The organism is Falsibacillus pallidus (genome assembly GCF_050990905.1).
GTDB classification, from domain to species: Bacteria; Bacillota; Bacilli; order Bacillales; family DSM-25281; genus Falsibacillus; species Falsibacillus pallidus_A.
In genome coordinates, this window is the sequence record NZ_CP158866.1 from 2,551,206 (window position 1) to 2,573,264 (window position 22,059).

General features: G+C 42.2%; 20 protein-coding genes. 1 reads left to right on the forward strand and 19 read right to left on the reverse strand.

Annotation, left to right across the window (positions count from 1 at the left end):
- Positions 1 to 5: 5 nt before the first annotated feature.
- From ABTV07_RS13490 to ABTV07_RS13515, 6 genes are all read right to left on the reverse strand, one after another.
- Entirely contained in the window at positions 6 to 1,004 is a 999-nt protein-coding gene (locus ABTV07_RS13490; RefSeq protein ID WP_433743044.1) for a thiamine pyrophosphate-dependent dehydrogenase E1 component subunit alpha, read from the reverse strand.
- Positions 1,005 to 1,128: 124 nt separating this feature from the next.
- Positions 1,129 to 2,553, reverse strand: coding sequence for a dihydrolipoyl dehydrogenase (gene lpdA, locus ABTV07_RS13495; protein WP_433743046.1), 1,425 nt, complete (start codon positions 2,551 to 2,553; stop codon positions 1,129 to 1,131).
- A 16-nt stretch (positions 2,554 to 2,569) separates the two neighbouring features.
- Positions 2,570 to 3,691, reverse strand: coding sequence for a butyrate kinase (buk, locus tag ABTV07_RS13500; RefSeq protein ID WP_433743048.1), 1,122 nt, complete (start codon positions 3,689 to 3,691; stop codon positions 2,570 to 2,572).
- A gap of 144 nt (positions 3,692 to 3,835) precedes the next feature.
- Complete coding sequence (gene bcd, locus ABTV07_RS13505; RefSeq protein ID WP_433743049.1) at positions 3,836 to 4,933, reverse strand: branched-chain amino acid dehydrogenase; 1,098 nt, start codon at positions 4,931 to 4,933, stop codon at positions 3,836 to 3,838.
- A 20-nt stretch (positions 4,934 to 4,953) separates the two neighbouring features.
- Positions 4,954 to 5,856, reverse strand: coding sequence for a phosphate butyryltransferase (gene yqiS, locus ABTV07_RS13510; protein WP_433743050.1), 903 nt, complete (start codon positions 5,854 to 5,856; stop codon positions 4,954 to 4,956).
- Positions 5,857 to 5,984: 128 nt separating this feature from the next.
- Positions 5,985 to 8,057: a sigma 54-interacting transcriptional regulator gene (locus ABTV07_RS13515; protein ID WP_433743051.1), complete on the reverse strand. Its 2,073-nt coding sequence runs from the start codon at positions 8,055 to 8,057 to the stop codon at positions 5,985 to 5,987.
- Positions 8,058 to 8,187: 130 nt separating this feature from the next.
- Here ABTV07_RS13515 and ABTV07_RS13520 point away from each other — a divergent pair, with 130 nt between their 5' ends.
- Positions 8,188 to 8,451, forward strand: coding sequence for a DUF2627 domain-containing protein (locus ABTV07_RS13520; protein ID WP_433743053.1), 264 nt, complete (start codon positions 8,188 to 8,190; stop codon positions 8,449 to 8,451).
- A gap of 17 nt (positions 8,452 to 8,468) precedes the next feature.
- Here ABTV07_RS13520 and ABTV07_RS13525 read toward each other — a convergent pair whose 3' ends face one another.
- The 13 genes from ABTV07_RS13525 to accC all read right to left on the reverse strand — a co-directional run bounded on the left by ABTV07_RS13525 (position 8,469) and on the right by accC (position 22,052).
- On the reverse strand, positions 8,469 to 9,206 hold the full coding sequence (locus ABTV07_RS13525) for a glycerophosphodiester phosphodiesterase (RefSeq protein ID WP_433743055.1): 738 nt from the start codon (positions 9,204 to 9,206) through the stop codon (positions 8,469 to 8,471).
- A 175-nt stretch (positions 9,207 to 9,381) separates the two neighbouring features.
- Positions 9,382 to 10,167, reverse strand: coding sequence for a sporulation transcription factor Spo0A (spo0A, locus tag ABTV07_RS13530; protein WP_433743057.1), 786 nt, complete (start codon positions 10,165 to 10,167; stop codon positions 9,382 to 9,384).
- A 331-nt stretch (positions 10,168 to 10,498) separates the two neighbouring features.
- A complete protein-coding gene (gene spoIVB / locus ABTV07_RS13535; RefSeq protein ID WP_433743059.1) occupies positions 10,499 to 11,785 on the reverse strand; it encodes a SpoIVB peptidase in 1,287 nt (428 codons plus the stop codon).
- A 124-nt stretch (positions 11,786 to 11,909) separates the two neighbouring features.
- Positions 11,910 to 13,598: a DNA repair protein RecN gene (recN, locus tag ABTV07_RS13540; RefSeq protein WP_433743061.1), complete on the reverse strand. Its 1,689-nt coding sequence runs from the start codon at positions 13,596 to 13,598 to the stop codon at positions 11,910 to 11,912.
- 16 nt (positions 13,599 to 13,614) lie between these two features.
- Complete coding sequence (gene ahrC, locus ABTV07_RS13545) at positions 13,615 to 14,064, reverse strand: transcriptional regulator AhrC/ArgR (RefSeq protein ID WP_433751236.1); 450 nt, start codon at positions 14,062 to 14,064, stop codon at positions 13,615 to 13,617.
- Between the two features lie 134 nt (positions 14,065 to 14,198).
- Positions 14,199 to 15,032 (reverse strand): TlyA family RNA methyltransferase, encoded by an 834-nt coding sequence (locus ABTV07_RS13550; protein WP_433743062.1) that lies wholly within the window; start codon positions 15,030 to 15,032, stop codon positions 14,199 to 14,201.
- 2 nt (positions 15,033 to 15,034) lie between these two features.
- A complete protein-coding gene (dxs, locus tag ABTV07_RS13555; protein ID WP_433743063.1) occupies positions 15,035 to 16,927 on the reverse strand; it encodes a 1-deoxy-D-xylulose-5-phosphate synthase in 1,893 nt (630 codons plus the stop codon).
- Positions 16,928 to 17,088: 161 nt separating this feature from the next.
- Positions 17,089 to 17,961, reverse strand: a complete 873-nt coding sequence (locus ABTV07_RS13560) for a polyprenyl synthetase family protein (RefSeq protein WP_433751239.1) — start codon at positions 17,959 to 17,961, stop codon at positions 17,089 to 17,091.
- A 15-nt stretch (positions 17,962 to 17,976) separates the two neighbouring features.
- On the reverse strand, positions 17,977 to 18,204 hold the full coding sequence (gene xseB, locus ABTV07_RS13565) for an exodeoxyribonuclease VII small subunit (protein ID WP_433743064.1): 228 nt from the start codon (positions 18,202 to 18,204) through the stop codon (positions 17,977 to 17,979).
- Positions 18,194 to 19,552: an exodeoxyribonuclease VII large subunit gene (gene xseA, locus ABTV07_RS13570; RefSeq protein WP_433743066.1), complete on the reverse strand. Its 1,359-nt coding sequence runs from the start codon at positions 19,550 to 19,552 to the stop codon at positions 18,194 to 18,196. Before xseA ends, xseB begins: the two co-directional genes overlap by 11 nt.
- Before the next feature lie 122 nt (positions 19,553 to 19,674).
- Positions 19,675 to 20,067: a transcription antitermination factor NusB gene (nusB, locus tag ABTV07_RS13575; protein ID WP_433743068.1), complete on the reverse strand. Its 393-nt coding sequence runs from the start codon at positions 20,065 to 20,067 to the stop codon at positions 19,675 to 19,677.
- Positions 20,068 to 20,262: 195 nt separating this feature from the next.
- Entirely contained in the window at positions 20,263 to 20,679 is a 417-nt protein-coding gene (locus ABTV07_RS13580; protein WP_433743069.1) for an Asp23/Gls24 family envelope stress response protein, read from the reverse strand.
- 20 nt (positions 20,680 to 20,699) lie between these two features.
- Complete coding sequence (gene accC, locus ABTV07_RS13585) at positions 20,700 to 22,052, reverse strand: acetyl-CoA carboxylase biotin carboxylase subunit (protein WP_433743071.1); 1,353 nt, start codon at positions 22,050 to 22,052, stop codon at positions 20,700 to 20,702.
- Between the last annotated feature and the right edge of the window lie 7 nt (positions 22,053 to 22,059).

Here is a 22,059-nt window from a genome sequence, read left to right on the forward strand (position 1 = left end):
CCCCCTTATTTCTCTTCTGCATAAACGTATTTTAATGCTGTTTCCGGATCTGCATAAGGAGCATTTTCAGCATAATCTGTTGCTTCGTTGACTTCTTTCATCACTCGGTCGTTAATCTCTTTTTCAATTTCGTCAGTCATGACGCCTGTCTCTTTCAAGTAAGCACCGAATGTAATGATTGGATCGAGCGTTTTTGCTTTTGCCACTTCATCAGGTGAGCGGTATGAACGATCATCATCATCAGATGAGTGAGGAGTCAAGCGGTAAGAAACCGTTTCGACTAGTGTCGGACCTTCGCCTCTGCGGCCGCGGTCTGCTGCTTCTTTGACAGCTTTGTATACTTCAAGCGGATCGTTTCCATCTACAGTCACACCAGGCATACCATAGCCGATGGCACGGTCAGATACTTTTTCACAAGCCAATTGCTTCTCGATTGGAACAGAGATGGCATATTTATTGTTTTCACACATAAAGATAACCGGAAGTTTATGTACACCAGCAAAGTTGGCACCTTCATGGAAATCTCCTTGGTTGGAAGAGCCTTCACCGAATGTAACGAAGGTTACGAGGTCTTTCTTTTCCATCTTCCCAGCCAATGCAATTCCGACAGCATGCGGAACTTGTGTTGTAACTGGGGATGAACCTGTTACAATGCGGTTTTTCTTCTGTCCGAAGTGACCTGGCATTTGGCGTCCGCCGGAGTTTGGATCTTCAGCTTTTGCAAAGCCGGAAAGCATCAATTCTTTTGCTGTCATGCCGAATCTGAGCACGACACCCATGTCGCGGTAATAAGGAAGTACATAGTCTTTCTCACGATCAAGTGCAAATGCCGCCCCAATCTGTGCAGCCTCCTGGCCTTGACAAGAGATGACGAAAGGAATTTTTCCAGAACGGTTTAACAGCCACATGCGTTCATCGATGCGGCGGGCCATCAGCATTGTTTCATACATTTCTAAAACATTTTCATCTGTCAAACCTAGAGCTTTATGACGATTTTCTGCCATTTAAAAGAACCTCCTAAAATATATTTCAAATAAAGGAAAATATCAGGAGCCGTGGCCATTTTAAAGGTTTCTTGGCCCTGATCCTTTCCTATTTAATTATCAAATTCATACGAACCATTCTTTATTAAGAATGAATCGCTTTTCCATCTACCGCCAATGCAGCTTCCCCGATTGCTTCGCTTAATGTCGGATGCGGATGGATTGTATTTGCTACTTCCCAAGGGGTTGCATCAAGGACGCGTGCAAGACCTGCTTCAGAGATCATATCCGTTACGTGCGGTCCAATCATGTGAACTCCTAAGATATCATTTGTATCTTTATCCGCAACAATTTTGACGAATCCATCAGATTCTCCAAAGACAAGCGCTTTACCAATTGCCCGGAAAGAAAACTTTCCTGTCTTGACATTGAATCCTTTTTCTTTAGCTTCCTGTTCGGTATATCCTACGCTTCCTACTTCAGGGTTGCTGTAGATGCATTTCGATACCATTGTGTAATCCATTGGATGAGGATTTTCATTGGCAATATGCTCTACTGCCGTAATACCTTCATGTGAAGCAACATGCGCCAGCTGAAGGCCTCCAATCACATCGCCGATGGCGTAGATGTGGCTTTCTTTTGTTTGGAAGTAGTCATTTACTTTTATGAAGCCTTTTTCAATGACAATATCCGTATTTTCGATCCCAATGTTTTCTGTATTGGCTTGACGCCCAACAGATACAAGGACCTTTTCTGCAGTAAAGGTTTTCTGATCGCCTTTAATTTCTGCACTGATGGAGACTTCCCCTTCTCCTTTTTTAAGGGTTTCAGGAAGGACTTTCGCTCCAGTGGTGATCTTAACACCTTTTTTCTTCATGAGGCGCTGCATTTCTTTTGAAATTTCGTGGTCTTCTGTCGGTATGATCCTGTCTGCATATTCAACTACAGTCACTTCTACGCCAAAGTCAGTCAGCATGGATGCCCATTCGATTCCAATGACACCGCCTCCAACAATGATGATGGATTTTGGCAACTGTTCCAATTGAAGTGCCTCATCTGATGAAAGGACAAATTCCCCATCAATTTCAAGTCCCGGCAAGGAACGAGGACGTGATCCCGTTGCAACAATCACATTTTTTGGAATGAGCATTTCGTTTTCTGTTCCATCATTCATCTCAACAGAAATGGTGCCTGGCATAGGAGAGAAGATGGAAGGTCCCAAAATGCGGCCAGTTCCTTCAAACACATCGATCTTTCCTTGTTTCATCAAATGTTGTACGCCTTTATAAAGCTGATCGATAATACTGTTTTTGCGTTCTTGGACACGAGGGAAATTTACAGAAACTTCCGGGATGACAACCCCGAATTCTTCCCCGCGTTTAGCTGTATGGTAAACTTCTGCACTCCTCAAAAGGGCTTTACTTGGTATGCATCCCTTATGAAGGCATGTGCCACCAAGTTTGCTCTTTTCAACGACAGCCGTTTTAAGGCCAAGCTGAGATGCACGGATTGCAGCTACGTAGCCGCCTGTTCCTCCACCAAGGATGACCAAATCATATTCTTGAGCCATTTATATTGCCTCCTATTTAAACAATTGTCTTATCTTTAACACTACCAGGGTACATTTTCACTTCTTCCTCACCTTGAAGCACCCTCAATGCACCTTCTGCAAGCGCCTGGAGCTCATTTTCACCCGGATGGATGATAACGTCAGCAATCCAATTGATTTTGCGGGAGATCCCTGCCACAAAGTCTTTTCCATATGCTAATCCGCCAGTCAAAATGATGGCATCTACTTTTCCGTCCAGGACTGCACTTGCCGATCCGATTTCTTTTGCAATCTGATAGGCCATGGCATCATAAATGTATTTTGCCTTTTCATCGCCTTCAGCAATCATCTTCTCCACCTGCACGGCATCATTTGTTCCTAAGTATCCAACCAGTCCGCCTTGTCCAACAAGCTTTTTCATGATTTCATCACGATAATATTCGCCTGAAAAGCAAAGGTCGATCAAGTCTCCTGCAGGAACAGTACCAGCACGCTCAGGGCTGAATGGGCCATCGCCTGTCAATCCATTGTTGACATCTATGACTTTTCCATTCTTATGGGCGCCTACTGTAATCCCGCCTCCCATATGGGTGACAATCAAATTAAGGTCTTCATAGCGCTTTCCAATTTGCTTAGCTACTCTTCTGGCAACTGCTTTTTGATTGAGCGCATGGAAGATGCTCTTCCTTTCAATCAAGGAGAATCCTGAGATCCTTGCAAGCGGCTCCAATTCATCGACTACGACCGGATCCACGATAAAAGATGGAATATTAAGGCCGGAAGCAATTTCAAAGGCAATGATCCCACCAAGGTTAGATGCATGCTGTCCGGAAAAGCCGATGCGAAGATCTTCGAGCATAGCTTCGTTGACAGCATATGTTCCCCCTTCAATCGGGCGGAGCAGGCCTCCCCTGCCACATACGGCACTCAGTTTGGAGATATTGATTCCTTCTTCGTCAAGCGTCTCTAAAATCATTTCTTTTCGGAATTCATATTGATCGATGATATTCTCAAAAGAATTTATTTTATCTGCATCATGACGGATGGTTTTCTCCAAAATATCCTTTTCATTATCGAAAACGCCGATTTTCGTTGAAGTCGATCCAGGGTTGATGACGAGAATTCGATATTCTTTCTCTTGCACGTTTGTAACCTCCATTTAAAAGTGTGGGTTTCTTCATTAAAATAAGATCGGTTCATGAAAATTCACACTATTCATCCAAATGGGAGAAACGCCTCGCTTCATGGAAGCCAAGCGTTTCTGCACCATCTATTCAAGTTCAGCAGCGATAAAGTAAAATCTTTATACGCGTTGGTTAAGAATATGTTTGTTGTTCAATAGGAATTGGCTGCGGGAATTTTTCATTGTTTGGATTCTTTCCTCAGCCATGCGGTCTGCAGCAACATAAGAAGGAATATTGTCGCGTTTAGCAATTTCGAACACTTTTTCTACATTATTGTAGATTTGTTCTACACGCTTCATTGCTCTCTCAGCATTGTAACCGTATAATTCATCGGCTACATTGATAACACCGCCGGCATTGATGACATAATCTGGAGTGTAGACAATGCCCATTTCATGGATCGTATCACCGTGGCGGGTTTCTTTCAGCTGATTGTTTGCTGCACCAGCAATGACTTTAGCTTTGATTACAGGAATTGTATCGTCATTGATGACTGCACCAAGTGCACATGGAGCAAAGATATCACAATCGACACTGTAGATTTCATTAGGATCTACTGCTTTTGCACCGAATTCTTCCACAGCTCTTTGAACAGCTTCTTTATTGATATCAGTAACAATCAAGTTTGCGCCTTCTTCATGAAGATGACGGCAAAGGTTGAATGCTACGTTTCCAACACCTTGAACAGCAATCGTCTTGCCTTCAAGAGAATCTGTACCGAAAGCTTCTTTTGCTGCCGCTTTCATTCCGCGGTATACACCGAATGCCGTTACAGGTGATGGATTACCGGAAGAACCGAATGCTGGGGAAATCCCTGTAACAAAGTTTGTTTCTTCATGGATTAAATCCATATCTGCCACAGTCGTACCTACATCTTCAGCTGTGATATAACGTCCGTTCAAACCTTGGATAAAGCGTCCGAATGCACGGAACATCGCTTCATTTTTATCTTTGCGAGGGTCGCCGATGATTACTGTTTTTCCTCCTCCAAGATTCAAACCTGCTGCTGCATTTTTATAGGTCATTCCTTTTGCAAGGCGCAATGCATCTTCGATTGCTGCTTCTTCAGACTCATAAGTCCACATGCGAGTACCGCCCAATGCAGGTCCAAGCGTTGTATCATGGATTGCGATGATAGCTTTTAATCCGGATTGTTCATCTTGGCAAAATACCAATTGCTCATAGTCATAAGTTGTCATGTAGTCAAAAATTTTCATTATAATTTCCTCCTCAGATATTATCCTAATGAACAGATTGCCAGCGCCAATGAATTCAACTTGCTTTCAGCGCTGTCAGATCTTGAAGTTAATACGATCGGGGCTTTAGCACCTGCGATTACTGCACCAACTTTTGCCTTGGCGAAATAAATAAGTGATTTATATAGGACATTTCCCGTCTCAATATTAGGAACGAGTAGAATGTCTGCTTGTCCAGCTGTATCGCTGTGTATGCCTTTATGTTCTGCAGCCTCGATGGAAACTGCATTATCTAACGCCAATGGCCCGTCTACTATACAATTCCTGATTTGCCCGCGGGCATTCATCTGTGTAAGAGCGGCCGCATCCAATGTAGCTTCCATGGCCGGATTGATTACTTCAACAGCTGCAAGTGGGGCAACTTTCGGCATATCTACTCCAATGGAAGTGGCAATGGATACTGAATTTTGAATGATTTGAGCTTTTTGATTCAAGTCCGGTGCAATATTCATTGCTGCATCCGTTACAAAAATCAAGCGTTCATAGCCAGGAACTTCAAAAGCCGCTACATGGGAAAGGACATTTCCGGTCCTCAGACCATACTCCTTATTCAAAACAGCTTTCAAGATGACAGCTGTCGGAACGTTCCCTTTCATCAGCACATCAGCTTCTCCATTATGTACGGATCTTACTGCAAGCTCACATGCTTTTGAGTCTGTTTCAGCATGGAAGATGGAAACATAGGCATCTTCAGCAAGCTGTGGTGCAGCCTCTTTAACGACTGCCTTGATTTTGTCCTCATTTCCAAACAGAAGAAATTTGGCCATGTTTTTTTCCGCTGCAGCCGCAACAGCTCCAATGACTTCTTTGTCCTCTGCAGCTGCAACAGCTATTGCTGCCTTATTCATTTGGGTTGCTTTTTCAATGAGTGAGTGTAAATTCATATTGTCTGCCTCAACCCCTTCATTTATTCTTACATTATCCATTATGCAAGAACCGTGCCAAAATAAAAACATTGAAAACGCTTTATTTAATATTAATTTTGTGTGCAACTTTTTTCATGGTATGCAAATTATTGCATGTCATCAATTGCAATCTTATATTTATCCAGCTTGTAATAAAGATTACGTATAGAAACATCCAACTGCTTGGCTGTCGCTGTCTTGTTCCCATTATTTTGCCGCAGTACATTTTCTATATGTTCCTTTTCAAATCGCTCAACTAATTCGGCCAAGCTCTTCCCTTCCGGATCTACAGTTATCCCCGAGGATTTTTTCTCATGACCGGAAGCGCCTTGGTCTAATATATCCAGATGCTCAGAACTGATCATCTTATCGGTATAATTCATAAAAATTATGGCTCTCCCAAGAATGTTTTCCAACTCTCTCACATTGCCAGGCCATTCATATGCCATTAGTTTGTTCAATGCACCACTCGTCATACCTTCCACGTTTCGCCCATAATCCTGATTGATTTTGTAAATCAACCTTTCACTCAGACTTTGGATATCTTCTTTTCGTGTCCGGAGTGGCGGAATCTGGATCGGCATCCGGTTGAGCCGGTAATATAGATCCTCGCGGAAAGTCCCGTCTGAAATCGCTTTTTCCAAATTGACATTTGTAGCGGCAATGATCCTTACATTGATCGGAATGGACTTCGTACCGCCTACCCGGACTATTTCATGCTCCTGCAGGACCCTTAATAGCTTGGCTTGTGTATTGACGCTCAGTTCACCAATCTCATCAAGAAAAATACTGCCGTTATTAGCTTCTTCAAAGAGTCCCCGCTTCCCTCCACGCTTGGCTCCTGAAAATGCTCCTTCTTCATAGCCGAATAATTCACTTTCAAGAAGGGACTCGGATATGGCAGCACAGTTCACTCTTATAAATTTGTTATACTTCCGGTCGCTGGCATTATGGATGGCGTGTGCAAAAAGCTCTTTGCCAGTCCCCGATTCCCCCCTGAGGAGTATCGTTGCCGGCGTCTTCGCGCCAAGCTTAGCCTGTTCTATAGCAAGCATCATTTCATCTGAGCTGCCAATTATATCTTCAAATGTATATTTTGCTTCGAGCGTCCTGATAATCTGCCTTGCTCGATCCAATTCATTGGTTAATGACTGAATTTCGGAAACATCATGGATAACACCGACGCTGCCTTTTAATTTCCCATTTACGATGATAGGCGCCACGTTGACAATTACTTCTTTTTTCATCGGGCCGACGCGCATCTTCACTCCTCTGACAGCCCTTCTTGTCTGAAGGACCTTCAGATGCATACTTTCACCCTCAGATATATCAGCGGTGGCCGGCTGTCCGATCACCCGCTCCTGTGTAAGTCCGGTGATGCGAGTGTAGGCAGGATTGATCAATATCCCCCGGCCGTCTTCGTCCACAACAGATATCGCGTCATCACTGGATTGAATGATGGCCTCAAGCATTGTCTGGATTTCTTTTAGATTGGTTATCTCTTCAGCAAGGTTTACCACTTCAGAGATATCCTTAAATACAGAAATGGCGCCAAACAACTGATGGTTTTCTCCAATAAGCGGGATCCTGGTCGTGATGATCTTCATCCCATTAAGCAGAACCAGCTCTTGATTCGTTTCAATCCTTCTGGTTTCAATAACTCGCGGAAGCTTGCTGCCTGGAATGACTTCATGAATATGCTTCCCAAGAGCAAACTTCCGTGAAGCCCCTACCATACGTTCGGCACTGCGGTTAAATAAAGTCACCTTGCCTGAGGGATCTATGACGACCATTCCGTCATCTGCAGAATCAAAAATTAAATTATGAAAGTACGATTGATTAGTCAATTTAGAAATCAGTTCTTCTTTTTCCTCTAAGAGCGTGGACATTAAAAAAGCTACGCTTCCTGGGATCAGTACTGTTTCAGGATGCCTCGCCTCCCGAAGCTGCCTGAATACTTCCTCGCTGCCAGTCACTTCAATTATGATATCAACTGATTCATCCAAATGGTTTATCCAATCCTTCTCCACAGGTATTCCCTCATTTATGGCAAATGCAATACCCGGAGCTAATTGATTCGGATCAATAACTGCAGTGACTTTCATGGCAGTGGATTCTCTTAGAAGCTTTAAAATGGCGAGCCCGCCTTTTCCTCCACCAACCACAAGAACATTTTGCAAAATTTTTCCTCCGTTCGCGAAAAAATGTGCAAATTCTTTCACACTTCTTTATTGTAGTGAAAATTTAGCTCCTTGACAAATTTGGATGATAAGATATGATTTTTTTGACAGCAGTTAAAGGAGCATGGATATGATTCGTTTATTTGCTTTACTGATAATGGTCATTCCGGGTATTTTTGCAGCGCTTGGAATAAAACTTATGCGTGATATGACGTTTGGCATCCTGCAGCCGCCTTTTCCTTATTTATGGATCCAATTTTTGTGCGGCTTGATTTTTTTCATCGGGGGATTAAGCTTTATTGCAGGGTTTATTTTTTACCGCGATCGAAAAAGAGGGAAAGTTCAGGAACGCTTTAAAAAAAACGAGCATAAAAAAAGACAGGCTGGCGATTGAAACCAACCTGTCTTTTTCTATTTAATGAATTGCTCTCTTAATTCCAGGGCTTTTTTGGGATAGTCAGTGATGATGGCTGAACAGCCGATTTTAAACAGCCTGATCATATCTTCTTTTTTATTGACTGTATACGGTCTGACTGCAATCCCGTTTTCCATTGATGCCAAAACAATTTCGTCCGGTGCAGCCCGTTGATTAGGATGTATCGCTCTCCCTCTGATGGACTGTGCATAGATCCAAGGCATAAATAATCCTTCTGAATAAAGCGGGGCGATTTCAATTTCAGGGGCAAGCCGAAAACAATAAACAATGGAATAATGGTTGAATGAAGAGATAATGATCCTGTTCTCCAATCCATACTCCCTCACGAGCGCAATTACCTTTTCCTCGAGCTGGGGATAAGGAAAGACTCCATTCTTCAATTCAACATTACATAAAAGTTCATTGGTTTTCAGCCATTCGCATACTTCTCTGAACGAGGGTATTCTCGGCTTTTTTAAAAATGAATTGAATTTATAGCTGGCATCCAGCTTCTTTAGTTCCTCTAAAGTATAATCCTTTACAAACCCTTTTCCATTTGTCGTTCTTTCAAGTGTTTCGTCATGAATGACAACTACCTCTCCATCCCTGGAAAGCTGGACATCCAGTTCAATCCCATCCGCACCTGCTTTTTCAGCTTCTCTGAAAGAAGACATCGTATTTTCAGGGTGTGTACCGGCTGAACCTCTATGCGCAAAAATTTGTGTGAAAGTCATTTTTTTCACCATCCCATCATGATTATCAATATTTCAATGGCGGCTGCCATTCAGCACCTCTCCCTACACATAATAGTATAATGGCACTTTTGTTTTAATATTAACTGAAATCCATCAAAAAAGCTTACAGAGAGTTTCCCTGTAAGCTCCTTTTCATTTATTGATTCTCACTCTTTCAAGAGGCTTTATGTTCCAGCCTTAGCTTATCCGCCACCATCGCAATGAATTCCGAATTGGTCGGCTTTGCTTTGGACATAGAGACTGTATATCCAAACAGGGATGAAATCGATTCAATGTTCCCCCTGCTCCATGCAACTTCGATGGCATGGCGGATCGCGCGTTCTACACGGCTGGCAGTAGTGTTATATTTTTTGGCGATATCTGGATATAACACTTTAGTGATCGATCCAAGAAGCTCTATATCGTTATACACCATTGAGATTGCTTCTCTCAAATAAAGGTATCCTTTAATATGGGCTGGAACACCAATTTCGTGGATGATGCTCGTAATGCTTGCGTCGAGATTTCTCGGCTTTTGTTCTGCACTGGACTTAATGGAGGAAGGTTTTTTGATGAATGAGTTTGTTTTCCCGCTTACTTGTCGAATGTGGCTTGCAAGGTTTTCCATATCGAACGGTTTTAGGATGAAATAAGAAGCGCCTAACTCGACTGCTTTCTTTGTCACATCCTCCTGGCCAAATGCCGTAAGCATGATTACGTTCGGCATAGTGGAGCGAGGGTTTTCCCTAAGCTTTTCTAAAACAGCTAATCCATCAAGATGAGGCATGATGATATCAAGGACTAAGACATCTGGTTCAGCTTCTTCAAGCATTTGGAGGCATTCCTGGCCATTATGTGCCACTCCAAGAACTTCCATATCGTCCATGGACTCAATATAGTCATTCAAGAGTCCAACTAATTCACGGTTATCATCCACAATACATACTTTAATCTTTTTCACTAAAGGTTTCCTCCTCAATTAAATAAATCCATTTTTTATTTATCTAAATATTATTGTAATTGACAAATTCGACAATGCAACTAAAATTCCTTTTCTTTTTCGAAAAAATGTTAAAAAATATATATTTTCTTAAAAATTCTCTTGTTTTCTCTTGTTTTCGACTACATTCGATAAAGTTCATTACCGATTTGTCGAATTTTATTTATCTATATGATAGCAAAAACATATTGATTTGCAAGGGTATTCTATGGTATTTTTTATTTTTGTATATTTTTATGGATACTCATTCATTAACAAAAAGCACCGATTTTTTTAAATCGGTGCTTTTTGTTCAGCCTGCTTTATTTTCATTTTCGCCGTAAATATCAATTCCTGCTTCATGCAGCATCCACTCAATATGGACGCCATATCCGGATGTCGGATCATTTACGAATACATGTGTTACAGCTCCAATCAATTTACCATTCTGAATGATCGGGCTTCCGCTCATTCCCTGAACGATTCCTCCTGTCTTTTCAAGCAGTTCAGGATCTGTCACCTTGATGACCATACCTTTTGTTGCAGGGAATTTCTGCGGTATTGTACTAACGATTTCAATGTCATATTCTTCGATTTGATCTCCATCAACCACTGTCAATATTTTTGCTGGTCCTTCTTTGACTTGATTCGATAATGCAATGGGCATCGGTTTTTCAAGCAAACCATTATCCAAGCCGTGATGCAGCTTGCCAAAAATTCCAAATGGACTATTGCGGTTGATGTCACCGATTATTTCACGATCTGGAGAAAAACGGGCCAATTTTTCACCTGGATTCCCATTGCTCCCTTTTTCAATCGATGTCACAGTGGATTTCAGGATTTGTCCGTCTTCCACTACGATTGGTTTTTTCGTATCCATATCTGAAATGACATGTCCCAAAGCTCCATATTTTTTGGTTTTGGGATCATAGAAAGTCATGGTACCGATCCCTGCTGCTGAATCCCTTATATATAATCCAAGCTTATATTCATCCTCAGATGAATCCTTCATGGGCATCAAGTTCGTTTTTATGATTTTATGATCCCGCTGTACAATGACTTTAAGCTCTTGTCCGCTTTCGCCTGCCTTTTGAACAAAAGGTGCCACATCTGACATGTTTTCAATTTTTTGACCGTTTATTTCTGTAATGATGTCACCAACCTGTATGCCTGCCTTTTCCCCTGGTGATACCTTCCCTTTGTCTGTTGAGACCAGATGGTGACCTACCACAAGGACCCCTAGGGTATTCAGTTTTACACCAATGGATTGTCCACCTGGAATGACTTTGTAATCTTTTAATACATTTACGTTGACCTTTTTAATTGGAAAACCGGCAAATTCCAATAAAACGTCATCTTTGCCTGCTGATTTTGCATCAATTTTAATTTTATGTTGATTTTCTTCAGCAGCAGATGCCGATCCACTCATCGCTGCTGCAGAAATAGCATTCGAAGTTGAAAAAGATTGTGACTGACCTTCAAATAATGTGATTGTTCCTGGAATTTCCAGATATTGTTGGAAAGGTTTGTAGAATAATACTGAAATAAGTGAAACAAGGAGAATTCCACCAATTAATTTTCTAAGATGTTCCCATTTCAATTTTTTCACTCTCCTCGCTTCTAATCCACACACTTATGATTGGCTACAATCTTAATTTAGCCTTGAAGCGAGTCAAATATAACAAACAGGCAAAGAAAAAAAGCTACCCTTTTTGGATAGCTTTTCAAGTTTGTTTCATGGTATGGGCCAATTCTAATAATTCCTGAGCGTGTTTTTTTGTTAAATCAGTGATTTCTACACCGGAAATCATTCGCCCGATTTCTTTTATTTTTGTCTCATTATCAAGCGGAGTGACAGATGTTGTTGTCCGTCCACTTGCAATGTTTTTTTGGATAAGAAGATGAGTATCCGCCATTGCAGCGACTTGCGGCAGATGGGAAATGCATAAAACCTGTGAATGGGATGCAATCTGGTGGATCTTTTCAGCAATTGCCTGAGCGACCCTGCCGCTTACACCCGTATCCACTTCATCAAATATAATGGAAGTAACTCCTTGATGCTGTGAGAAAATGGTTTTAAGGGCAAGCATCATCCTCGATAACTCTCCGCCTGAAGCAACTTTCGCAATCGGTTTCAGCGGTTCTCCAGGATTTGTTGAAATAAAGAACTCAATCGAATCCATTCCATCTTTTTTAAATGCGCTGGCAGCTTCATCAAATTGAACCTGAAAAACGGTTTTTTCCATATAAAGATGCTTTAATTCTTTATGGATGCTATCGGTGAGCTTTTTCGCCCATTTTTTTCTAAGGGCGCTTAATTCACCTGCTTCAATGGACAAATCCTTTTCCAATGAAGCAAGCTCCTTCTGAAGGTTATGCAAATGGTTGTCTCGATTGGTTATCTCATCAATTTCCTCTTCGATTTTTGCACTGTATTCTGCAATTTCTTCGATAGATGAGCCATACTTCCGCTTAAGACCGTTGATTTCATTTAACCTTGCTTCAATTTCATTTAGCCGTTCCGGATTGAACTCAAGTATGTCCAGATGATTTCGTACGGTCCTTGTTGCGTCCTCAAGTGCATAGAAGCTATTCGATACCGCTTCTAAAGCTCCCTCCAGCTCACTATCCAATTCTGCTGCAGTTTCAAGGTGGCCCATGACCAAACTGACCCAATCCAACGCCTTTTGCTCTCCCTGGAGACCAGAATAGGCTGATTGCATGGATTCAGCCAATCTTTCGAAATTACCCAATTTCTTTTTTTCTTCGCTTAGTTCCACATCTTCGCCAATTATCAGATTGGCTTTTTGAATTTCACTAAACTGAAATTGGATAAGATCAAGCCTATGTGCCATTTGCTGTTCATTTTCACTCAATTGCTTGATGCGCTTTTTTGTCTGATCATACCGGGAAAATACCTCTTGGTAATTTTTCAGCGCCCTTGCAATTTCCTTTTCTCCGAATTGATCGAGCAGCCTGATATGGACAGATTCATCCATCAGCTCTTGATGTTCATGCTGACCATGAATATCCACAAGCGAAGATCCGATTTCGCGAAGGATTCCTATCGTCACAAGTTTGCCGTTTACCCGGCACACACTTTTCCCGTTACTGGAAATATCACGCTGAAGGACAACCATTCCTTCCTCTATTTCAATGCCTAATTCAGCTGTTTTAACATAGCAGGGATGATTTTGGTTCTCTAAAATGAACAACCCTTCCAGTTCAGCCTTTTTTTCGCCATGCCGAACAAATTCCGAGGATCCCCTTCCTCCGGCAAGCAAGTATAGAGCATCGATAATGATGGATTTTCCTGCACCTGTTTCACCGGTGAGAACCGTGAGTCCCTTTTCAAGTGAAACCGTCAATTCATCTATAATTGCGAAGTTTTTTATTGATAATTCTTGCAGCAAGTAGCATTCACCTCATTCAAAGCATGTCAATAAGCCTTTTGGAGATTATTTCTGTTTCTTTTTCCGTCCTGCAGATAATTAAACATGTGTCATCACCACAAATCGTTCCGAGGATCTCGTCCCAGTCCAAATTATCAAGCAGCGCTCCAATTGCGTTGGCATTCCCAGGCAGCGTCTTCATAACAAGCAAATGACCTGCAGTATCACATCTGATAAAAGCATCGGTCAATGATCGTTTAAGCTTTTGAAGCGGATTGAATCGTTGGTCTGCAGGAAGGCTGTATTTATAGCGGCCATCCATTAAAGGGACTTTGACCAAGTGAAGTTCTTTAATATCCCTCGAAACGGTTGCCTGCGTTACATTGAACCCTGCATTCTTTAATTCATCGACTAATTCATCTTGAGTTTCAATATCATTCTGTGCGATGATCTCTCTTATTTTAATATGCCGCTGTCCTTTATTCATCATATATGATTGCAACCCCTAACCATTCTGTATAAATATTCTCCTATATACGAACATGTTAGCTTATTTCTTCTTCCTTGTACATGATTCTTTCCCAATAATGTGTAAAAGAAAAGCCTGTACATAAGTACAAGCTATTTTTCTTTGGACTTCAGCTGCTGGTGAGCTTCCAAGACCACTTCTTTTATTTTTTGATCCATATCCTCGATGGCATCTGAATCATCTCCGCCCCAATTGATATGGGCTAAAAATTCTATGTTGCCATCTCCGCCGGTTATCGGTGAGAAGGAAAGGTTTTTTAGGATATATCCTTCTTCTGAAGCAAAAGAAAGGACCTTTTTCAAAACTTCCTCATGCACTTTTGGATCCCTGACTATCCCCTTTTTGCCCACTTGTTCCCTTCCTGCTTCAAACTGTGGTTTGATTAACGCCACTACGTCGCTGTCCTGCACAAGCAAGGTCTTCAGGACAGGCAGAATCAATTTTAAGGAAATAAAGGAGACATCAATGGAGGAGAACTCAGGAAGGCCTTTCTCCAAATCTTCAGGGGTTACATACCGGAAGTTTGTCCTTTCCATAACGACGACTCTTTCATCCTGCCTTAATTTCCATGCAAGCTGATTATAGCCGACATCCAATGCATAGGACAGCTTAGCACCATTTTGAAGTGCGCAGTCTGTAAATCCGCCTGTCGATGAACCGATGTCAATCATTATCTTCCCTTTTACATCCACACTGAACTCTTTCAATGCTTTTTCAAGCTTCAAACCGCCCCGGCTGACATAAGGGAGGATATTCCCCTTGACAGTAAGGGGGATATCTTCGCTCACTTTTTCTCCAGGCTTGTCCAGCCTCATTTCGTTGGAATAGACAATCCCGGCCATTACGGCCCTTTTTGCCTTTTCCCTCGTTTCAGCTAAACCTCTTTCAACTAAAAGTATATCTACACGCTGTTTTTTTGCTTTCATGTTCAAGCCCTTTTTTGTTTTTTTGGTGTTAATGCCTGTATTTTGGATACTGCCTGTTCTTTCGTAAGTCCGATTTCTTCGAGTAGTTTATCCACACTGCCATGTTCGACAAAATAATCGGGAATCCCCATTCGATCAATTACAGCACGCCCGAAGCCATGGTCATGGGCAAATTCTAATACAGCACTTCCGAAACCGCCTTGGAGCACTGCTTCTTCAATAGTCAGGATCGGCATATCCTGCGACATGATATCGGCAAGCATTTTTTCATCCATCGGCTTAATGAATCTCGCATTTACGACTTTGACTGAAATGCCCATTTGCGCAAGTTCATCTGCTGCTTCTATTGCCATCGGAATTGTTGTTCCAAAGGTAAGGATGGCTGCATCTTCACCGTCCCTTAATACTTCCCAAGAGCCGATCGGAAGAGACTTGAGCTCTTCGTCCATTGGGACCCCGTAGCCATTCCCTCTAGGGAATCGCATCGCAATTGGACCTGCATCATAATCTATAGCTGTCTTGACCATATGCTGTCCTTCATTTTCATCTTTCGGCATCATCAAGACCATATTTGGCAAGTGTCTTAAAAATGCGATATCAAAGACGCCTTGATGGGTTTCACCATCTGCCCCCACAAGTCCTGCCCTGTCAATTCCAATGAATACATTTAGATTCTGACGGCAAATGTCGTGCACGACCTGATCGTATGCCCTCTGCAGGAAAGTAGAATAGATCGCTAAAAATGGCTTCATCCCTTGAATGGCCAATCCAGCTGACACGGTAGCCGCATGCTGCTCGGCGATTCCCACATCAAACATTCGATCCGGGAATTCACTTGCAAATCCTTCAAGCTTGGAACCAACAGGCATCGCCGGGGTGACGGCAACAATCCGTTCATCCTCCCTTGCAAGCTTCCTGACTGTTTCACTTACAAGCTTGCTCCATGCAGGAGGTGCACTTACCGGTTTGATCAGATCACCAGTTTCGATTTTATATGGACCTGTTCCATGCCAGGTTCCGATAATATCAGACTCTGCTGGATGGAACCCTTTCCCTTTTTTCGTAATCACATGGAGGAGGACTGGCCCCTTCGTCTTTTTCGCATATTGAATATTTTCGAATAAATCCTCGAAATCATGACCATCAACCGGACCAAGGTATGTGAATCCAAGATCCTCAAAAAACATGCCGGATACAAGGAAGTACTTCATGCTGTCTTTAATTCTCTCAGCAGTAGCGGCAAGCTTTCCGCCTACAGCAGGTATTTTCTTCAATAAATATTCAAGTTCATCTTTTGCCCATCGGTATTTCCCTGCAGTCCGCAGTTTGCCCAGGACTTTGTGAAGGGCTCCTACATTCGGGGCAATGGACATTTCATTGTCGTTAAGAACGACGATCATGTCCTTGTTTTCATCCCCGATGTGGTTAAGCGCCTCCAAGGCCATCCCGCCTGTAAGCGCACCATCTCCTATGATCGGAAGGATGAATGATTTCTCTTTTTTCAAGTCCCTTGCAATCGCCATCCCCATTGCTGCTGACAGGGATGTTGAGCTGTGTCCGGTTTCCCATACATCATGCTCGCTTTCGTTTCTCTTAGGAAATCCGCATAAACCCTTGTATTGGCGTAGTGTATCGAATTCCCCGGCACGACCAGTTAAAATCTTATGAACATAAGACTGATGTCCTACATCCCAGATCAATTTATCCTGTGGGCTGTCAAAGCATTTGTGCAGTGCAAGAGTCAGTTCCACCACACCAAGATTAGGTCCGATATGACCGCCAGTCTTTGAGAGCTTTTCAATCAGGAACTGTCTTATTTCTCCGCTGAGCTGCTCTAATTCCTCTTTGTTCATTTTTTTGAGAAAACTGGGGTCTTTTATCGATAATAGATCCATCACGGATCACTCACTTTCATCAATTAATATTTATGCCGCTAACACACAATGTGATAACGGCACCATTTTCATTGTTATTGAGTTAAAAAATTAAAAATGCGCCATTATATCAATGACCGTATTATACCATATCTATAATCATACACTCAAACTGTTGTATATCAATGATCCCTTTGTGCAACAAGATCGGTGATGCCAAATAAGAATTCCGCCTCGTGACCTGCGTTTTCCAAGGCACCCTTTGCCATGGATACATGTTCAGCAAGCTTTGATTTTGCCCCATCCAACGAGAGAAGGGACGGATAAGTGCTTTTATGATTATCGGCATCACTGCCTACAGGCTTGCCGATCTTTGATTCATCTCCCTCAATATCTAAGATGTCATCTTGTATCTGAAAAGCAAGGCCAAGATTCACAGCATATCTTTCGTATTGTTTCAGCTCTTCTTCATTGGCTCCAGCGATTATTGCCCCTGCCAGTACACTGAATACAAGCAGTTTCCCCGTTTTGTGAAGATGGATATATTCCAATTGCTCAAGGCTGAGGGATTGATTTTCACCTTCGATATCTGCTGCCTGGCCGCCGACCATCCCTTCTGGCCCTGCACATTTTGCAAGCAAGGCAATCAATTTCATACGTGTTTGCGGTGATATGCTTTCATCTTCTGCAATCATCTGAAAACTGTAAGTCAGCAGACCGTCCCCTGCAAGAATGGCAAATGCTTCTCCAAAAACCTTGTGATTGGTAGGTTTCCCTCTCCTGAGATCATCGTCATCCATACTCGGAAGATCATCATGTATCAGGGAATATGTATGGATCATTTCAAGGGCACATGCAGCAGATAGGCCCATTTTTTCTTCTTTATTGAAGGCTTTTAAAGTAGCCATCAATAAGACAGGGCGCAGCCTTTTTCCTCCCGCTTGAAGGGAATAAAGCATCGCCTCTTTCAATCGCTCCGGTGTACTTAATTTTTGGACAGTTCTTTCTAATTCCGCTTCAATCATATTGATGCACTTTTTCATAAATTCTTTCAAGACAGCTGACAAGATTCAATCCTCCTCTTGGAGCGAAAAATCTTTTTCGCCATCTTCAGTCAGGACTTTGGTCAATTGATTCTCCACATTCTTTAATTTATCGTGGCAAAGTTTAGAGAGTTCCATCCCTTTTTGATAGATTGTAATTGCTTCTTCGAGTTCAACTTCCCCATCCTCAAGCTTCTGTACGATGGCTTCAAGCTGTTCCATCGCCTGTTCAAAGGTCAATTTATCATCTTTCATTGTAAGATTCCTCCTTTATTTCATCCACAGTGCATTGCAGCTGTCCATCTTTTAAATGAACCTTTATGTTCTGTCCCGCTTTAAGCTGTTCGATCGACTTCACTACTTGTCTATTTTCCGTATAAGCGACACTATAGCCCCTATCCATTATTTTCAAGGGATTCAGAGCTTCAAGGGCAGTAAGGCTTTTAGCGAATTTTTGGTTTTTTTTCTCCAAAATCCCGCCCATATTCCTTTGCAGCCATTTATCCAGCCCTTTATGTCTTTCTACTGATTGCTCCCATTTCCTTTGTGGATGATTCCGTTCCAATCTCATCGTTAAATGATTGACTTTCTCTTCAAAAGCTTGGAAGTAAATAGACTTTTCTCTTTGGAGCCTCTCTGTAAGCCTATCCAATTGAACCATCTTTTGCTCATATAATTTGATAGGATTTCTAAAAACATAGCTTTGCTGAAGTCTTTGGAGTGCTTTTCTATAGGATTCTACTCTCGTTCTCATGCTTCTGATGAGCCTCATCTGCTGATTCATCACTCTATCAAGGACCTCTTCGATATGAGGCACGGCCAACTCTGCAGCCCCTGTTGGAGTCGGCGCCCTTAAATCTGCCACAAAATCTGCAATGGTAAAATCCGTTTCATGCCCTACTGCAGATATTACGGGGATGGAGGAATGATAGATTGCACGCGCAACCACTTCTTCATTAAAGGACCACAACTCTTCTATTGATCCTCCACCCCTGCCAACGATCAGTACGTCGATGCCGCCTATTTCATTTGCTTTTGAAATGGCATCCACAATTGAGGCAGCAGCCTTTTCCCCTTGCACCAATGCAGGGATGATGAGAGTTTTTCCAATCGGGTATCTTCTTCTGACAGTCGTGATAATGTCCCTAACAGCCGCGCCGGTTGGAGAAGTGATGACTCCGATTGTACGGGGATAAGATGGGATTTCTCTTTTTCGGGATTGTAAAAACAACCCTTCTTTTTCTAATTTCTCTTTTAACTGTTCGTATGCTAAATAAAGAGCACCAATACCGTCGGGCTCCATGGATTTAACATAAATTTGGTACTGTCCGCTTGATTCAAAAATTGAAATATCCCCACGAACCAATACATTCATTCCGTTTTCCGGCTGGAATTTTAAAGAGGCCGCTGAAGATGAAAACATGACGGACATTATGCGGGATTTATCATCTTTCAATGTAAAATACATATGTCCGCTCGAATGCCTTTTGAAATTCGAAATTTCCCCTTTTACATATACATCTTTCAGATATGGATCCATTTCAAATTTTTTCTTTATGTATTTCGTAAGTGCCTTTACAGTAAGGTAGCGATTATCTGTCATTTCTCCCACCTCTTTACTAGAAATTCAAAGAAAAGCTGCCGGAAACGATAAAGGCAGCTTTTGATTCAACCAGCAAATAGTCTATATATTCAAATCTGCTGCTGTCCATCAGGGAAATAGAATTACTTATTCAAGGAATCTTTAACTTTTGAAAGGACCCCATTGATGAATTTGCTTGATTGGTCATCTCCGAACACTTTGGCAATTTCTATCGCTTCATTAATTGCAACGTTTGGCGGCATTTCCTCGACGAAACACATTTCATAGACACAAATCCTCATGATATTACGGTCTACTTTTGCCAGTCGGTCAAGTTTCCATTTTTGCAGGTTAGACTGGATTTTTTCATCAATTTCATTTTTATGTTCCATCGTGCCGCTTACAAGCTGCTGAAGGTATTCATCGTTTGACTTTCCTTCCAGCACGTGCTCAATTGCATCTGAGGCTGAGATATCATTCATGTCCATTTGGAAAAGGGCTTGAAGCGCTTTTTCACGGGCAGTACGTCTTTTCATTTATATATTGCTCCTTTTAAAATCAATTTCAATCTTTCAATTCGTCATAAGAAGATAATAGCATAAATGAAGGAATGAAAGCACGAGTATTGTAATAGAGGAATAATTCTTACATCTCCAATTTAAAGATTAATGGTGGAATGGGTCAATTTTAATGAAAAGAGGAGCCCCTTTTAGGAGCCCCCATATCAATCATTATTCTTCGATTTCGTATTCCGCTTCAATCTTCTGGTTTTCGAATTGGATGCCCACTACATGGACATTTACTTCATCTGCATCAAGTGCAGTCATATTCAATAAGGCTTGACGGATATTATCCTGGATTTTCTGGGCCACTGAAGGAATGGAAACACCAAAATTCATCAGGCAGTATACATCGACTTTAATGCCTTCTTCTGTCAATTCAACCTTGACGCCTTTTCCGTGGTTCTTCTTGCCGAGTCTTTCAACTACGCCAGTGGCGAAGTTCCCTCTCATCTGGGCAACACCTTCCACTTCGGAAGCAGCAATCCCTGCAATGACTTCAATGACTTCCGGTGCAATTTCCACCTTGCCAAGGCCGTCGTTGCCCTGATCCATTTCAAGCATATTATAGTTTTGGTTTTCAGCCATTAAATGACACCTCCATATTTTTATGAATTCATAACATCATATTTTTCAAGGAATTTCGTGTTGAAATCCCCGCCAACGAATGTTTCATGTTCAAGCAGTTTAATGTGGAAAGGAATCGTTGTATGGACGCCTTCGACAACAAACTCACTCAAGGCACGCTTCATTCTTTGGATGGCTTCTTCCCTTGTTGCACCGTAAGAAATGACTTTCGCAATCATGGAATCGTAGTATGGTGGAATCGAATAGCCTGGATATGCTGCTGAATCCACGCGCACACCAAGTCCGCCAGGAGGAAGATACATTTCAATTTTACCCGCTGAAGGCATAAAATTCTTTTCCGGATTTTCTGCATTGATCCTGCATTCGATTGCCCATCCGTTGAACGTTACTTCCTCCTGTTTCAAGGAGAGCTTTTCTCCTGAAGCGACTTTGATTTGTTCTTTGATCAAATCAACGCCTGTAACCATTTCCGTTACTGGATGCTCTACTTGGATCCGCGTATTCATTTCCATGAAATAGAATTTACGGTTTACATGGTCAAAGATGAATTCAACAGTACCAGCACCTGAATAATCAACTGCCTGCGCTGCTTTTACAGCTGCCTCACCCATTGCTGCCCTTGTTTCTCCATCCAATGCAGGGGACGGCGTCTCTTCCAGAAGCTTTTGAAGCCTTCTCTGAATGGAACAGTCCCTTTCCCCTAAGTGGATAACATTTCCGTGATTGTCAGCAAGCACTTGAATTTCTACATGACGGAAATCCTCGATGTACTTTTCAATATATACCCCAGGATTGCCAAAAGCAGTCATGGCTTCCTGCTGAGTGATATTGATCCCTTTAATAAGCTCCTGCTCTGTCTTTGCAACGCGGATGCCTTTCCCTCCGCCTCCAGCAGTTGCCTTGATGATTACAGGGTAGCCCATATCATTGGCAAGGGCTAAAGCATCATCGATATCCTTGACGATGCCTCTTGAACCTGGGACGATCGGGACGCCGGCTTCCCGCATCGTTTCCCTGGCAACATCTTTCGTACCCATTTTCGAAATGGCTTCCGGGCTCGGACCAATGAAAATGATATTGCAGTCTCTGCAGAGCTCAGCAAAATCTGAGTTCTCTGAAAGGAATCCGTAGCCGGGGTGAATGGCGTCACAGCCAGTCAATTTAGCTACACTAATGATATTTGTAAAGTTTAAATAACTGTCTTTGGATGCTTTTGGTCCAATGCAATAAGCTTCATCAGCAATTTGAACATGAAGGGCTTCTTTATCAGCCTCTGAATATACAGCGACTGATTCAATACCCATTTCACGGCAGGCCCTGATAACGCGGACCGCAATTTCTCCTCTATTCGCAATCAATACTTTTTTAATCATTAAAATC

Excerpts from the sequence above, each read along its gene's own strand:
- ABTV07_RS13490 (WP_433743044.1), bottom strand. The coding sequence starts at position 1,004 with ATGGCAGAAAATCGTCATAAAGCTCTAGGTTTGACAGATGAAAATGTT.
- lpdA (WP_433743046.1), bottom strand. The coding sequence starts at position 2,553 with ATGGCTCAAGAATATGATTTGGTCATCCTTGGTGGAGGAACAGGCGGC.
- buk (WP_433743048.1), bottom strand. The coding sequence starts at position 3,691 with ATGGAGGTTACAAACGTGCAAGAGAAAGAATATCGAATTCTCGTCATC.
- bcd (WP_433743049.1), bottom strand. The coding sequence starts at position 4,933 with ATGAAAATTTTTGACTACATGACAACTTATGACTATGAGCAATTGGTA.
- yqiS (WP_433743050.1), bottom strand. The coding sequence starts at position 5,856 with ATGAATTTACACTCACTCATTGAAAAAGCAACCCAAATGAATAAGGCA.
- ABTV07_RS13520 (WP_433743053.1), top strand. The coding sequence starts at position 8,188 with ATGATTCGTTTATTTGCTTTACTGATAATGGTCATTCCGGGTATTTTT.
- ABTV07_RS13525 (WP_433743055.1), bottom strand. The coding sequence starts at position 9,206 with ATGACTTTCACACAAATTTTTGCGCATAGAGGTTCAGCCGGTACACAC.
- ahrC (WP_433751236.1), bottom strand. The coding sequence starts at position 14,064 with ATGAATAAAGGACAGCGGCATATTAAAATAAGAGAGATCATCGCACAG.
- ABTV07_RS13550 (WP_433743062.1), bottom strand. The coding sequence starts at position 15,032 with ATGAAAGCAAAAAAACAGCGTGTAGATATACTTTTAGTTGAAAGAGGT.
- dxs (WP_433743063.1), bottom strand. The coding sequence starts at position 16,927 with ATGGATCTATTATCGATAAAAGACCCCAGTTTTCTCAAAAAAATGAAC.
- xseB (WP_433743064.1), bottom strand. The coding sequence starts at position 18,204 with ATGAAAGATGATAAATTGACCTTTGAACAGGCGATGGAACAGCTTGAA.
- xseA (WP_433743066.1), bottom strand. The coding sequence starts at position 19,552 with ATGACAGATAATCGCTACCTTACTGTAAAGGCACTTACGAAATACATA.
- nusB (WP_433743068.1), bottom strand. The coding sequence starts at position 20,067 with ATGAAAAGACGTACTGCCCGTGAAAAAGCGCTTCAAGCCCTTTTCCAA.
- ABTV07_RS13580 (WP_433743069.1), bottom strand. The coding sequence starts at position 20,679 with ATGGCTGAAAACCAAAACTATAATATGCTTGAAATGGATCAGGGCAAC.
- accC (WP_433743071.1), bottom strand. The coding sequence starts at position 22,052 with ATGATTAAAAAAGTATTGATTGCGAATAGAGGAGAAATTGCGGTCCGC.